Consider the following 14,313-nt stretch of genomic DNA (forward strand, 5'->3'; position numbering starts at 1 on the left):
AGCGGAAGGAAATCGCATGGTTAGCGCAGGAGCGGACATTGCGGTGATCGGGATGTCGTGCCGCTTTCCCGGCGTGCCCGGCTTGACGGAGTTCTGGCGCCTGCTCGTCGACGGCGAGTCGACCGTCGCAGAGTTCCCGGAACACCGGCTGGCCGATTCGAAGGCTCCGGCCCACCCGGACGCCGCCACCCTGATGACCGGGTCGTTCCTCGACGCCATCGACGGATTCGACGCGGCGTTCTTCGGAACCGGCGCCGCGGAGGCGGCGGCCATGGATCCCACCCAGCGGCTGGGGCTGGAACTGGCCTGGGAGGCCGTCGAGGACGCCCGCGTCCCGGCGACCGCACTCGCCGGTCGCGAGATCGACGTCGTGGTCAGCACCGCGCCCTCCGGGTACGACCTGCTGCGCAAGCTGTCCGGCAGTGATCGGGACGACCACTACGCCGCGCTCGGATCAAGCGGTGCGCTGATCGCGAACCGGATCTCCAGCCTGTTCGACGTCCGGGGGATGAGCCTCTGCGCGGACTCCGGCCAGTCCTCCTCCCTGGTCGCGCTGGCGCTGGCGTGCGACCGGATCCGCAGCGGCGCGGTCGAGATGGCCATCGCCGGCGGCGTGCACCTGATCACCGACCCCGAGGCGGGCATCAGCCTGGCCAACCTGGGCGCGTTGTCGCCCGACGGCCGTTGCTTCACCTTCGACGACCGGGCCAACGGTTTCGTCCGCGGCGAGGGCGGCGCGATCGTCGTGCTCAAGCGGCTGGACCTCGCCGTCGCCGACGGCGATCACATCTACGCGGTGGTCCGTGGCTGGGGAGTCGCCAGCGGTGGAGCCTCCAGCCGGATGCCGGATCCCAGCCCCAGCGGGCAGGCCGCGGCGACACTGACCGCACTCGAGCGTGCCGCCGTCGCCTTCGGCGACGTCGACTACGTCGAGGCGCACGGCACCGGTACCCGGCTCGGCGACCCGGCGGAGCTCGCCGGGCTGCGCGAGGTCTTCCAGCGGACCGGCCGCACCCGACCCCTGGCGATCGGGTCGGTGAAGACCAACGTGGGCCACCTGGAACCGGCCGCGGGAATCGTCGGCTTCGTCAAGGCGGCGCTCTGCGTGGACCGGAGCCGGCTGGTCCCGAGCCTGAACTTCCGGTCGCCGAACACCGCCGTCGCCGACCTCGGGCGGGACTTCGAGGTCGTCCGCGTCGCTCAGCCCTGGCCGGGGCCGCCCGGCCGGCCGCGCCGGGCCGGGGTGTCGGCGTTCGGCATGGGTGGCACCACCGCGCACGTGATCCTCGAACAGGCACCCGAGCCACCGTCCGCCCCCGCCGCCGCGGAGACCGCCGGGACGCTGCCGTGGGTGCTCTCGGCACGGTCGGCGGAGGGACTACGGGCGCAGGCGGCCCGGCTGCGGGCGTTCGTCGCCGCGGACCCGTCGCTGTCGGCGGCCGACGTGGCGCACTCGCTGGTCTCGACGCGGACCGTGTTCGAGCACCGGGCGGTGGTGCTCGGCGACGGGCGCGAGGCGGCCCTGGCCGGTCTCGACCTGGTGGCGAGCGGGCGGAGCGCCCCCCGGGCGATCCGTGGGGTGGTCGACGGGCCGGTCGGCCCGACCGTCTTCGTCTTTCCCGGCCAGGGATCCCAGTGGCAGGGCATGGGACGGCAGCTCTACGCGGAGTCCGAGGTCTTCGCCCGCGCGATCGACGACTGCGCCCGGGCCTTCCAGCCCTGGCTCGACTGGTCCCTGGTGGACGTGGTGACCGGCGCCGAGTCCGCTGCGGCGCTGGACCGGATCGACGTCGTCCAGCCAGCGCTGTTCGCGATGATGGTGTCGCTGGCGCGGGTGTGGCGCTCGCTCGGGGTGGTGCCCGACGCGGTGGTGGGGCACTCGCAGGGCGAGATCGCCGCGGCGTACGTCTGCGGGGCGATCTCGCTCGACGACGCCGCCCGGATCGTCAGCGTGCGCAGCCGGGCCATGGCCGAGCTGACCGGATGCGGTGGGATGACCGCGGTGGCCGCGCCGCTGGACTGGGTCCGGGATCGGCTCGCGCGGTGGTCCGGGCGGCTGTCGGTCGCCGCGGTCAACGGGCCGTCGTCGGTGGTGATCTCCGGCGAAGGGCCGGCCCTGGACGAGTTCGCCGAGCTGGCCGTCGCCGAGGACGTCCGGGCACGCCGGGTCAAGGTCGACCTGGCCGGCCACTCCCACTACCTCGAACCCCTCCGTGACCGGCTGCTCGATGCCATCGCGGGCGTCACGTCCCGCGAGTCGGCGGTCAGGTTCTACTCCACCGTCACCGGCGGGCTGTTCGACACCCGGGGGCTGGACGGCGCCCACTGGTACGCCAACCTCCGCTCGATGGTCCGCTTCGGCGAGGTCGTCGAGCACCTGATGGGTGCGCCCGGCACCGTGTTCGTGGAGGTCAGTCCGCACCCGGTGCTCCAACTGGCGATGGCCGAGACCGCTGACGCGCTGGCCACCTCCCCGGTGCTGGTGAGTACGTTGAATCGGGACGACGGCGGCCTGTTCAAGGTGTTCGGCTCGCTGGCCGAGCTGCACGTGCGGGGCCTGCCCGTCGACTGGACCGCGGCCTGCGGCGGCCCGCGAGCGCGCCGGATCACCCTGCCGACCTACCCGTTCCAGCGGCAGCGGTACTGGTTGACCGCCGAGGACGCCGCCACCACGCCCGATCGTCCGGCAGCGGGCGACGGACTGGGCCTCGACACCGAGTCAGCCGCCCTCAGCCTGGTGTGCGCCGAGGCGGCGGCGATGCTGAGCACGAAGAACCCGGGCCTGACGCAGGCCGTCCTCACGGCGCGGTCGGCACAGAGCTTCCGGGACCTCGGCTTCGACTCCGCCATGGTGATCGGACTCCGGAACCGGCTCGCCGCGATCACCGGGCTGCGGCTCTCCGCCACCGTCGCCTTCACCTACCCCACGCCGCAAGCGCTCGCCGAACACATCTTCTCCCTGGTCGAACCGCCGAAGCCGGACACGCCGGCCGAGGAGGCGGGCTTCGACGACCGCGCCGACGACGAGCTGTACGCGCTCATCGACCGCGGATACCTGTAGTCACTTCCGTTCTTGTCCGTCAACGTGAGGGAGGGCCCGGTGGAGGATCTCGACAAGCTCCGGTCCTACTTGAGACGTGCCGTCAGTGACGCGCAGAAGCTGCGCGACCAGGTGCGTCACCTGGAGGAGTCCGCTCGCGAGCCGATCGCGGTGGTGGGCGTGGGTTGTCGCTTCCCGGGTGGCGTCGCGTCTCCCGAGGACCTGTGGGACATCGTGTCCGGCGGCCTGGACGCCATGAGTGACCTCCCACCGGACCGCGGGTGGAACCTGGCGTCGCTGGCCGGTCCGGAGCCCGAGGCGGCCGGGACGACGTACCCGCGGGCCGGCGGCTTCCTGGCCGACGTCGCCGGGTTCGACGCGCCGTTCTTCGGGATCAGCCCGCGCGAGGCGCTGGCCATGGACCCGCAGCAACGGCTGATGCTGGAGATCTCGTGGGAGGCCCTGGAACGGGCGGGCATCGATCCGACCGGGCTGCGCGACACCGACACCGGTGTCTTCACCGGGCTCTACGCCGTCGACTACGGCCCCCGCATGGGCAGCGGCGCCGCCGGCGAGGTGGAGGGGTACACGCTCACCGGAACATACACCAGCGTGGCGTCGGGCCGGGTGTCGTACGTGCTGGGCCTGGCGGGCCCGGCGGTGTCGACCGACACCGCCTGCTCGTCCTCGCTCACGGCCATCCACCAGGCCGTGCGCTCCCTGCGCTCCGGGGAGTGCTCGCTCGCGCTGGCCGGCGGCGTGTCCACGATGCCGACGCCCGGAGTGCTCGTCGAGCTGGGCCGGCAGCGGGGGTTGTCGGTGGATGGGCGGTGTAAGGCGTTTGCGGAGGCGGCGGATGGTACGGGTTTTTCGGAGGGTGCTGGGGTTTTGGTGTTGGAGCGGTTGTCGGATGCGCGGCGGAATGGTCGTCGGGTGTGGGCGGTGATTCGGGGTTCGGCGGTTAATCAGGATGGTGCGTCGAATGGGTTGACGGCGCCGAGTGGGTTGGCGCAGCAGCGGGTGATTCGGGCGGCGTTGGCGGATGCGGGTTTGGGTGTTGGTGATGTGGATGTGGTGGAGGCGCATGGGACTGGTACGCGGTTGGGTGATCCGATCGAGGCGCAGGCGTTGTTGGCGACGTATGGGCAGGGTCGGGAGTCCGGGGTTCCGGTGTGGTTGGGGTCGTTGAAGTCGAATATTGGTCATACGCAGGCGGCGGCGGGGGTGGCCGGTGTGATCAAGATGGTGATGGCGTTGCGTGGTGGGGTGTTGCCGCGGACGTTGCATGTGGATCGGCCGTCGTCGCATGTGGATTGGTCGGTTGGTGCGGTGGAGTTGTTGACGCAGGCGCGGCCGTGGGTTGGTGGTGTGGGTCGGGTGCGGCGTGCGGGTGTGTCGGCCTTCGGCATCAGTGGGACGAATGCGCATGTGATTGTGGAGGAGGCGCCGGCGGTTGAGGTGCCGGTGGTTGGTGACGGGGTGCCGGTTGCCGGTGGTGTGGTGCCGTGGGTGTTGTCGGGGCGTTCGGAGTCGGCGTTGCGGGCGCAGGCGGTTCGGTTGCGGGATTTCGTGGTCGGGGCGCCGGGTGTGGACGTGGCGGATGTCGGGTTTTCGTTGTTGTCGACGCGGTCGTTGTTCGAACACCGCGCCGTGGTCCTGGGCCACGACCGCGACGACCTGCTCGCCGGGCTCGCCGCGACGGCCGCCGGGACCGACGGCCCGTCGGCACCGGCGACGCCGGGTGGCAGGACGGTGTTCGTCTTCCCGGGTCAGGGGTCGCAATGGGTCGGCATGGGGCGCGAACTGTGCGCCTCGTCGCCGGCCTTCGCCCGCCGCATGCGGGAGTGCGCCGACGCGCTGTCCCCGTACGTGACCTGGTCCCTCCTCGACGTCCTCGACGATGCCGAGGCACTGCAACGGGTGGACGTCATCCAGCCGGTGCTGTGGGCCGTCATGGTGTCGCTGGCCGAGGCGTGGCGCTCCTACGGGGTCGAGCCGGCGGCCGTGATCGGCCACTCGCAGGGCGAGATCGCCGCCGCCTGTGTCGCCGGCGCCCTGACCCTGCCCGACGCGGCCCGGGCGGTCGCGCTGCGGTCGAGGGCGATTCTGGCCCTGTCGGGCCGCGGCGGAATGGTGTCGGTCGGGCTGCCGGCCGACGACGTGCGTGCCCGCCTGACCGAGGGACTGTCGATAGCGGCGGTCAACGGGCCGTCGTCGGTCGTGGTCTCCGGTGAGGTGGCCGCGCTCGACGCGCTCCTGGCCCGGTGCGACGCGGAGGGGGTGCGGGCACGTCGTGTTCCGGTGGACTACGCGTCGCACTCCGCACAGGTGGATGCCATCCGCGACGAACTGGCCCGAGTGCTGGCGGGGATCGCCCCGCGAACGTCCGAGGTCCCGTTCTTCTCGACGGTCACGGCCGACTGGCTGGACACCACCCGGCTGGACGCCGAGTACTGGTACACCAACCTGCGGCACACCGTCCGCTTCGAAGAGGCCACCCGGGCCCTCGCCGAACAGGGCTTCAGCTTCTTCGTCGAGGCGTCCGCCCACCCGGTGCTGACCGTCGGCATCGCACAGACGCTGGACAGCACGGACGTCACCGCCATGGTGGTGGGCACGCTGCGCCGCGACGAGGGCGGCCTGAAGCGACTGCTCCAGTCGGCGGCCGAGGCCTTCGTGGCGGGCCTCCCGGTGGCCTGGGACACCGCGCTGCCCAGCCGGGACGGTCGGTGGACCCCGTTGCCGACCTACCCGTTCCAGCGACAGCGTTACTGGCTGAACACACCGCACGACGGTGCCGCGGCGCCCGAGCCGGACCAGCGGACCGACCGGCTGTACCAGGTGGACTGGCTGCCCCGTGCGGTCCGCGCCGATCAGGCAACCGGGCGGTACGTGGTGCTGGAGCCGTCCGAGACGGACCTCGCCGGCCTCGACGACGTACCCCCCGTCGTCATCGTCGCGGTCCCAGGCGCGTCCGAGGCGGACGCCGACACACCGGCCGCCGTCGAGGACCACCTGCACCGGCTGCTCCGGCGACTGCAGAGCTGGCTCGGCGACGACCGCTTCGCCGACTCCCGGCTGGCCATCGTGACGCGCGACGCGATCCACGACGACCAGGTCGTCCACCCGGACCTCGTCGCGGCGGCGATCTGGGGATTCGTCCGTAGCGCGCAGACCGAGAACCCGGGCCGGATCACGCTTGTCGACATCGACGACCAACCCGCTTCGTGGGACGTCGTCCCGGCGGCCGTCGCGACCGGAGAGACCCAGATCAAGATCCGGGCCGGCGAGGTGAGCACGCCGCGACTGGCCCACGCCGGCGCCAACAGCGCCTCGGCGCAGCACGGCGGCCGGCCGCCATCGGGCACGAACGGCTCCACGCTCGGACACGGGACGGTGCTGATCACCGGAGGCACCAGCGGACTGGGCGCGATGCTGGCCCATCACCTCGTGCGACGGCACGGCGTGCGCCGACTCCTGCTGACCAGCCGGCGAGGGCCGGCGGCTCCGGCCGCGGCACGGCTGCGCGAGGTGCTGACCGGGTCGGGTGCCGAGGTCGAGGTGGTGGCCTGCGACATCACCCACCGCGAGTCCGTCGCCGAGCTGATCGCGGCGGTACCGGCCGACCACCCACTGACGGCGGTGATCCACTGCGCGGGTGTTCTGGACGACGGGGTCGTCGAGACCTTGACCGAGGACCGGATCGACACGGTGCTGGCGCCGAAGGTGCGCGGCGCCTGGCACCTGCACGAGCTGACCAGGGACCTGAATCTTTCCGCGTTCGTCCTGTTCTCGTCGATCGCGAGTGTGCTGGGCACCGCCGGGCAGGCCAACTACGCCGCGGCCAACGCCTTCCTCAACGGCCTGGCGGAGGCCCGCCGGGCGGGAGGCTGCCCGCCGGCGCCCTGTGCTGGGGCTTCTGGGCCGAGCGCAGCGAGATGGTCGCCGGGCTCGGCGACGCGGACCTGGTTCGCCTGCGCCGGCAGGGTGTGCTCCCGTTGTCCTCGCAGCAGGGGCTCGCGCTCTTCGACGCGGCACTCGGCCACGACCAGGCGGTGCTGGTGCCCGCCCGTCTGCAGCAGCCGTCGCCGGACACGCGCGACGCCGAGCGGCTGGCCTCGCCGCTGCTCCGGGGCCTGCTCGCGGCACCGGCCGAGGGCACCGGGCCGGCGGCCGGTGACGCCGCCGAGTCGGGACTCGTGCAGCGGCTGCGCTCGCTGCCGGCGGCCGAGGCGGAGACGGTGTTGCTGGACGCCGTCCGCACCCAGACCGCGATCGTGCTCGGGCACGCCGACACCAGAACGACCGGTGCCACCACGGCCTTCAAGGAACTGGGCATCGACTCGCTCACCGCGTTGGAACTGCGGAACAAGCTGTCGGCGATCGTCGGCTGCAAGCTGCCCGCCACGATGGTCTTCGACCATCCGAACCCGCGCGCGCTGACCAAGTTCCTGCTCACCCGGATCACGCCGGACGCCGGTACCGACACCGGATCCGTGGTCGATCGGCTGACCAGGGAGATCGAAGCGCTGGGCAGCCAGCTCGACGACGCGTACCTCGGCCTCGGGCCCGAGGAGCGGGCGACCATCTCCGCCCTGCTGAGTGAGTTGCGCGGCCGGGTGACGGCGAAGGCGAGCGTGGGCGCACCGGTCGGCATCGTCGATCGGATCAGTTCGGCCTCGGCGGGAGAGCTTCTCTCGCTCCTGGACAACGAACTCGGCTAGGGGAAGAGCGATGACCAACGACAACAGTGCCGATGTCCTCGAATACCTCCGTCGGACATCCATCGAGCTGATGGAAACCCGCAAGCGGCTGCGTGAGCTGACCGAGGCCGCCAGCGAGCCGGTCGCGGTGGTCGGCCTCGCCTGCCGGTACCCGGGCGGCGCGGTGACTCCGGAGGCGTTGTGGGAGCTGGTGGAGTCGGGCGCGGACGTCATGTCCGATTTCCCCACCGACCGGAACTGGGACCTGGACGAGCTGTACGACCCGACCTCCGGCCGGCCGGGCACCTGCTACACGCGCACCGGCGGATTTCTGAGCGACGCCGGGGACTTCGACGCCGAGTTCTTCGGCATCAACCCGCGTGAGGCGCTGGCCGCCGACCCGCAGCAGCGGCTCCTGCTGGAGGTCTCGTGGGAGTCGTTGGAACGTGCCGGCATCGACCCGCACTCGTTGCGCGGCAGCCGCACCGGCGTGTTCGCGGGGCTGGCCTACTTCGGGTACGGCAACCACTTCGTCACCCCCGAGGTCATCTCCGGGTACGCGCAGACCGGGTCGCTGGCGAGCGTGGCGTCGGGCCGGGTGTCGTACGTGCTGGGTCTGGAGGGCCCGGCGGTGTCGACCGACACCGCCTGCTCGTCCTCGCTGGTCACGGTGCACCAGGCGGTGCGTTCGCTGCGCCAGGGCGAGTGCGACCTGGCCCTGGCCGGCGGGGTCACGGTCACCGCGACGCCGCAGGTGTTCCGGGAGTTCGCCCGGCAGCGGGGGTTGTCGGTGGATGGGCGGTGTAAGGCGTTTGCGGAGGCGGCGGATGGTACGGGTTTTTCGGAGGGTGCTGGGGTTTTGGTGTTGGAGCGGTTGTCGGATGCGCGGCGGAATGGTCGTCGGGTGTGGGCGGTGATTCGGGGTTCGGCGGTTAATCAGGATGGTGCGTCGAATGGGTTGACGGCGCCGAGTGGGTTGGCGCAGCAGCGGGTGATTCGGGCGGCGTTGGCGGATGCGGGTTTGGGTGTTGGTGATGTGGATGTGGTGGAGGCGCATGGGACTGGTACGCGGTTGGGTGATCCGATCGAGGCGCAGGCGTTGTTGGCGACGTATGGGCAGGGTCGGGAGTCCGGGGTTCCGGTGTGGTTGGGGTCGTTGAAGTCGAATATTGGTCATACGCAGGCGGCGGCGGGGTGGCCGGTGTGATCAAGATGGTGATGGCGTTGCGTGGTGGGGTGTTGCCGCGGACGTTGCATGTGGATCGGCCGTCGTCGCATGTGGATTGGTCGGTTGGTGCGGTGGAGTTGTTGACGCAGGCGCGGCCGTGGGTTGGTGGTGTGGGTCGGGTGCGGCGTGCGGGTGTGTCGGCCTTCGGCGCCAGTGGGACGAATGCGCATGTGATTGTGGAGGAGGCGCCGGCGGTTGAGGTGCCGGTGGTTGGTGACGGGGTGCCGGTTGCCGGTGGTGTGGTGCCGTGGGTGTTGTCGGGGCGTTCGGAGTCGGCGTTGCGGGCGCAGGCGGTTCGGTTGCGGGATTTCGTGGTCGGGGCGCCGGGTGTGGACGTGGCGGATGTCGGGTTTTCGTTGTTGTCGACGCGGTCGTTGTTCGAACACCGCGCCGTGGTCCTCGGCCGCTCCCGCGACGAACTGCTCGGTGCGCTGGACTCGCTGGCCGACGGCGGCGAAACCACCGGGGTCGTGCGTGGTGTCGCCACCGAACTCGCGGGCGTGGCCTTCATGTTTCCCGGCCAGGGGGCGCGCTGGACCGGAGTGGCGCGGCAGTGGTACGAAACCTACCCCGACTTCGCACGGAGCCTGGACGACGTCTGCGCACACTTCGACGCGCACCTCCCGTTCGCCCTCAAGCCCATCCTCCTCGCCGCGGAGCCCGCCGATCACCACCGGACGGACGTCGCCCAGCCGGCCCTGTTCGCCCTGCAGGTCAGCCTGTACCGGCTCATCACCCGGTACGGTCCGCGACCGAAACACCTGATCGGTCACTCCGTCGGCGAGATCGCCGCGGCGCACGTCTCCGGGGCACTCAACCTCGACGACGCCACCAGGCTCGTGGCCGCCCGTGGGCGGATCATGCAGACGGTCCGCGAGCGCGGCGCGATGCTGGCCGTGCGCGCTGACGAGGACACCGTGGGCGAGCTGCTCGGCCGGTACGACCGGGTCGACATCGCCGCGGTCAACGGCCCGGACTCGGTGGTGGCCTCCGGTACCCGTGACGACGTCCACGACCTGCGTGACCGGCTCCTCGCCCGCGGCGTGTCGGCAAAGCTGCTCGACGTCGACCACGCGTTCCACTCCCCGCTGATGGAGCCGGTCCTGGACGAGTTCGCCGACGCGATCCAGGAACTCTCGCCGGGCACGATGGCGATCCCGATCCTCTCGACCCGGCTCGGCCGGGAGGCCACCCTGGCCGAGCTGACCTCCGTCGAGCACTGGGTGCGCCACGTGCGCGAACCGGTCCGCTTCCACGCCGCGGTCCAGGCGGCCCGCGCCGCCGGCACCGACGTCTTCTTCGAGGTGGGGCCGGGTTCGACGCTCGCGAGCATCACCAAGGACGCCTTCGCCACCGCGAACGTGAACGACGCGCTGGTGTTGTCGTCGGCGCGGCGTGGTCGCGAGGCCGCGGAGGGACTGGCCGACGCGTTGGCGCACCTGCACGTCCGGGGCGGCTGCGTGGACTGGGCCCCGCTGCTCGGTACCCGCCAGTGGGTGGATCTGCCGACGTACCCGTTCCAGCGCCGACGCTACTGGCTGGACTTCCGGGCCGGGACGACGGACGTGGCGACCGCCGGCCTGGCGGCACCGGATCACCCGCTGCTCGGCGCCGTGGTCGACCATCCTGACACCGGCGAGGTGATGTTCAGCGACCGGTGGTCGGTGCGGACCCACCAGTGGCTCGCCGACCACACGGTGTACGGACAGGTCGTCGTACCGGCGACCGCCTACCTGGACCTGGCGCTGTGGGTGGGCGGACAGCTCGGCTGCGCCGCGGTGGAGGGACTCTCCCTGGAAGTCCCGTTGATTCTCCCGGACGTCGGCGACGTGCGGGTGCGGCTGGTCGCCGGCGCCCCCGACGAGACCGGCCGCCGCTGCCTGACCGTCTACTCGTGTCCCGGCGACGACCAGCCGGCGGCGGGCTGGACCCGCCACGCGATCGGTCGGCTGGCTCCGGTCACCGCGCCGCCGCCCGCCCGGACCATCACGCAGTGGCCGCCGGCTGGCGCCCGGCGGCTGGAGCTGGGGGACCTGTACGACTCCCTCGCGGACGCGGGATTCGACTACGGTCCGGCGTTCCGCGGGCTGGGAGAGGGGTGGCAGGACGGTGACGACCTGTTCGCCGCCGCCACGCTGCCGGAGGCGGCGACGACCTCGTCCGGCGGCGGATTCGCACTGCATCCGGCCCTGCTGGACACGGTGCTGCACGCCCTGGTGGCCGGCGGCGCCATCGAGGTACGGGGCGATCAGGGCTGGATGCCGTTCGCCTGGTCCGGCGTGCGGCTTGCCGGCGCCTGCGGACCGGCGGTCCGGGTCCGGCTGTCCCCGGCCGGCGAAGGCGCCTTCTCGGTGACCGTCGCCGACGAGCACGGCCGCGAGGTCGCGCACGTCGACGCGTTGACGTTCCGCCGAGTCAGTGCGGAGCAGGTGCGCTCGGCGGCAGGCACTACGGAGCAGCCGCTGTTCGAACTCCGGTGGCGCCCGGTCGAGCCGTCCGAGCGGGGAGCCCACCGCGGGCAATGGGCGGTGCTGGGTGCCGAGGACGGCCTGGCGGCCCGCCTCCAGGACGCCGGCGAGGGGGATGTCACTCGTCACGGGTCCCTCGACGCGGCGATCGAGGCCGGCCCGCCGCGACACCTCGTGGTCGGGGTGGACGAACTGGTCGCCGGCGGCGACCCGGTGGCCGAGGTGAGCACCGTGAACCACGGCGTACTCGCTCTGGTCCAGCGATTTCTGACCGAGGAGCGGCTGGCCGGCTCGACGCTGGTGGTGATCACCCGGTCGGCCGTCGACACCGGCGAGGGGGTCAAGAGCCTGCCCGGCGCGTCGGTGTGGGGCCTGATCCGGTCCGCCCAGACGGAGTACCCCGGCCGGTTCCGGATCGTGGACGTCGACGACGAGTCGGCCCTGCGCGCGTGCTTGCCGGCCGTGCTCGCCGCGAGCGACGAACAACTGGCGGTGCGCGGCGGCGCTTGTCTCGTCCCCCGGGTGGCTGCCGCCTCGCCCGCGGACCAACAGCTCGACCCGCCGCCGGACGGGGCTCACCGGCTGGGTATGTCGAGCGCCGGGACGCTGGAGAACCTGACCTGGATCGCGGACCCGGCGGCGCAGGCGCCCCTGACGAGCGGACAGGTACGGGTCGCGGTGCAGGCCGCGGGCCTCAACTTCCGGGATGTCACCATTGCCCTCGGACTGGTGGAGCGAACCGCCTTCGACGCCGGGCTCGGCAGTGAGGGTGCCGGCGTCGTGCTCGACGTGGCGGACGACGTGACCGGCCTCGCGCCGGGTGACCGGGTGCTGGGCATCTTCCCCGGCGCGTTCGCACCGGTGGCCGTGGCGGATCACCGCCTGCTCACCGCCGTCCCCGACGGGTGGAGTTTCGCCGAGGCGGCGTCGGTGCCGAGTGCCTTCCTGACCGCCTACTATGCGCTCTTCCACGTGACCGGGCTCGCCGCAGGACAGCGCATCCTGGTCCACGCCGGCGCCGGCGGCGTGGGTATGGCCGCCGTTCAGCTGGCCAAGCACGTCGGCGCCGAGGTCTACGCCACCGCCAGCCCCGGCAAGTGGCCCGCGCTGCGGGCGCTGGGCATCGACGACGAGCACCTGGCGTCGTCGCGCGATCTGGAGTTCGCGACGAAGTTCACGGACACGACGGGCGGCCGCGGGCTCGACGTCGTCCTGAACTCCCTCGCGCACGACTTCGTGGACGCCTCATTGCGGCTGCTGCCCCGGGGCGGAACCTTCATCGAGATGGGCAAGACGGACATCCGGGACTCCCGTCGGGTGGCGGCCGAGCATCCGGGCGTCGACTACACGGCCTTCGACCTCTACGAGGCGGGCCCGGACGCGATCCGGGACATGTTCCAGAAGGTCATGGAACTGTTCGCCGACGGGCGGGTGCGGCTGAATCCGGTCTCCGTGCGCCACGTCCGTGACGCGCGCCGGACGTTCCGCGAGATGAGCCAGGGCCGCCATGTCGGCAAGCTCGTCCTCGAGGTGGGCGGCGGCTTGGGCGGCGGCACCGTGCTGGTCACCGGCGGGACCGGGGGAGTCGGCTCGCTCGTGGCGCGGCATCTCGTCGCCGAGCACGGGGTGCGTAGCCTGCTGCTGGCGAGCCGTCGCGGCCCGGCGGCGGACGGGGTGACGCAGCTGGTGGCGGACCTGGAAGGCGCGGGCGCGGCGGTCGGGGTCGTGGCGTGCGACGTGGCCGACCGGCAGGCCGTGACGGATCTGTTGGCCGCCGTGCCCGGCCGGTACCCGCTGACGGCGGTCGTGCACGCGGCGGGCGTGCTGGCGGACGGCACCCTCGAGTCACTCACCCAGGAGAGCTTCGACCGGGTGCTTCGGGCCAAGGTCGGTGGTGCGGTGAACCTGCACGAGCTGACCAAGGATCGCCCCCTGTCGGCGTTCATCCAGTTCTCCGCCCTTGCCGGCACGCTGGGTACCGCGGGGCAGGCCAACTACGCCGCGGCGAACGCGTTCCTGGACGGGCTGGCGTCGTGGCGCCGAGCCGGCGGCCTCGTCGCCACCTCGCTGTGCTGGGGGTGGTGGGAGCAGAGCAGCGGCATGACCGAGAACCTGGACCAGGCCGACCTGTCCCGGCTGCGACGGATGGGCGTCGGTCCGTTGCCGACGCCTCAGGCGCTGGCCCTCTTCGACGCGGCCTGCGCGTTCGACAAGCCGGTGCTGATCCCGGCGCGGCTGGAGACAGCCGCGCTGCGCGCCAGGCCCGCCGACGAACTGCCATCGGTGCTGCGCGAGCTCGCCGAGGGTGGCGGACCTGCCCGCTCCGGCTCCCGCCGGGCTTCCGACGGCGGTTCCCGTGGGCTGCTCGACCGGCTGGCGAAGCTGAGCGCCGACGAGGCACCGGTGGCCGTCCGGGAGTGGGTCTGCGAACAGGTCGCCGTCGTGCTCGGCCATCCGGCCGGTGCGGTCATCGACGCCGACCAGCCGTTCACCGTGCTCGGCTTCGACTCGCTGACCGCGGTGGAACTGTGCAACCGGCTGGCGTCCGCGACCGGGCTGCGCCTGCCCTCCACCCTCGTCTTCAGCTATCCGACTCCGAACGAGTTGGGTCGGCACCTCAACGACCTGCTGCGCCCGGTGCCGGAGCCCGGCCCGGCCGAGGACGAGGACGAGGCGATCCGCGACGTGCTGCGCACGGTATCGATCGACCGGCTGCGTGACCTCGGCATTCTCGAAGACATTCTGGCCTGCGCCCAACCGGTTCAACCGGACGGGTCGGGCCCGACGGCTGGTGCGGAGCCGGACGAACTGGCGGACCTGGACCTGGAGGCACTCCTGGACCTGGCTCTCGACGGGAGGAACAACTGACATGAG

Annotated in this window: 2 protein-coding genes and 2 pseudogenes; all 4 read left to right on the forward strand. The window is 72.1% G+C overall.

Annotated elements, in window-relative coordinates:
* Window positions 1-16 precede the first annotated feature (16 nt).
* The 4 genes and pseudogenes from KIF24_RS10645 (at window position 17) to KIF24_RS10660 (ending at window position 14,307) form a co-directional block, all read left to right on the forward strand.
* The gene (locus KIF24_RS10645) at window positions 17-3,061 is read left to right on the forward strand and encodes a type I polyketide synthase (RefSeq protein ID WP_221083895.1); all 3,045 of its coding nucleotides are present in this window, start codon (window positions 17-19) and stop codon (window positions 3,059-3,061) included.
* 39 nt (window positions 3,062-3,100) lie between these two features.
* Window positions 3,101-7,483: a type I polyketide synthase gene (locus tag KIF24_RS33880; RefSeq protein WP_221083896.1), complete on the forward strand. Its 4,383-nt coding sequence runs from the start codon at window positions 3,101-3,103 to the stop codon at window positions 7,481-7,483.
* Window positions 7,369-7,764, forward strand: a pseudogene (locus tag KIF24_RS10655) (phosphopantetheine-binding protein); the annotation flags it as partial. The gene KIF24_RS33880 and the pseudogene KIF24_RS10655, both read left to right, overlap by 115 nt.
* A 10-nt stretch (window positions 7,765-7,774) precedes the next feature.
* Window positions 7,775-14,307 (forward strand): annotated as a pseudogene (locus KIF24_RS10660) (SDR family NAD(P)-dependent oxidoreductase).
* Window positions 14,308-14,313: the final 6 nt, after the last annotated feature.

The sequence above is a fragment of the Micromonospora tarapacensis genome, assembly GCF_019697375.1.
In the GTDB taxonomy this organism is placed as follows: domain Bacteria; phylum Actinomycetota; class Actinomycetes; order Mycobacteriales; family Micromonosporaceae; genus Micromonospora; species Micromonospora tarapacensis.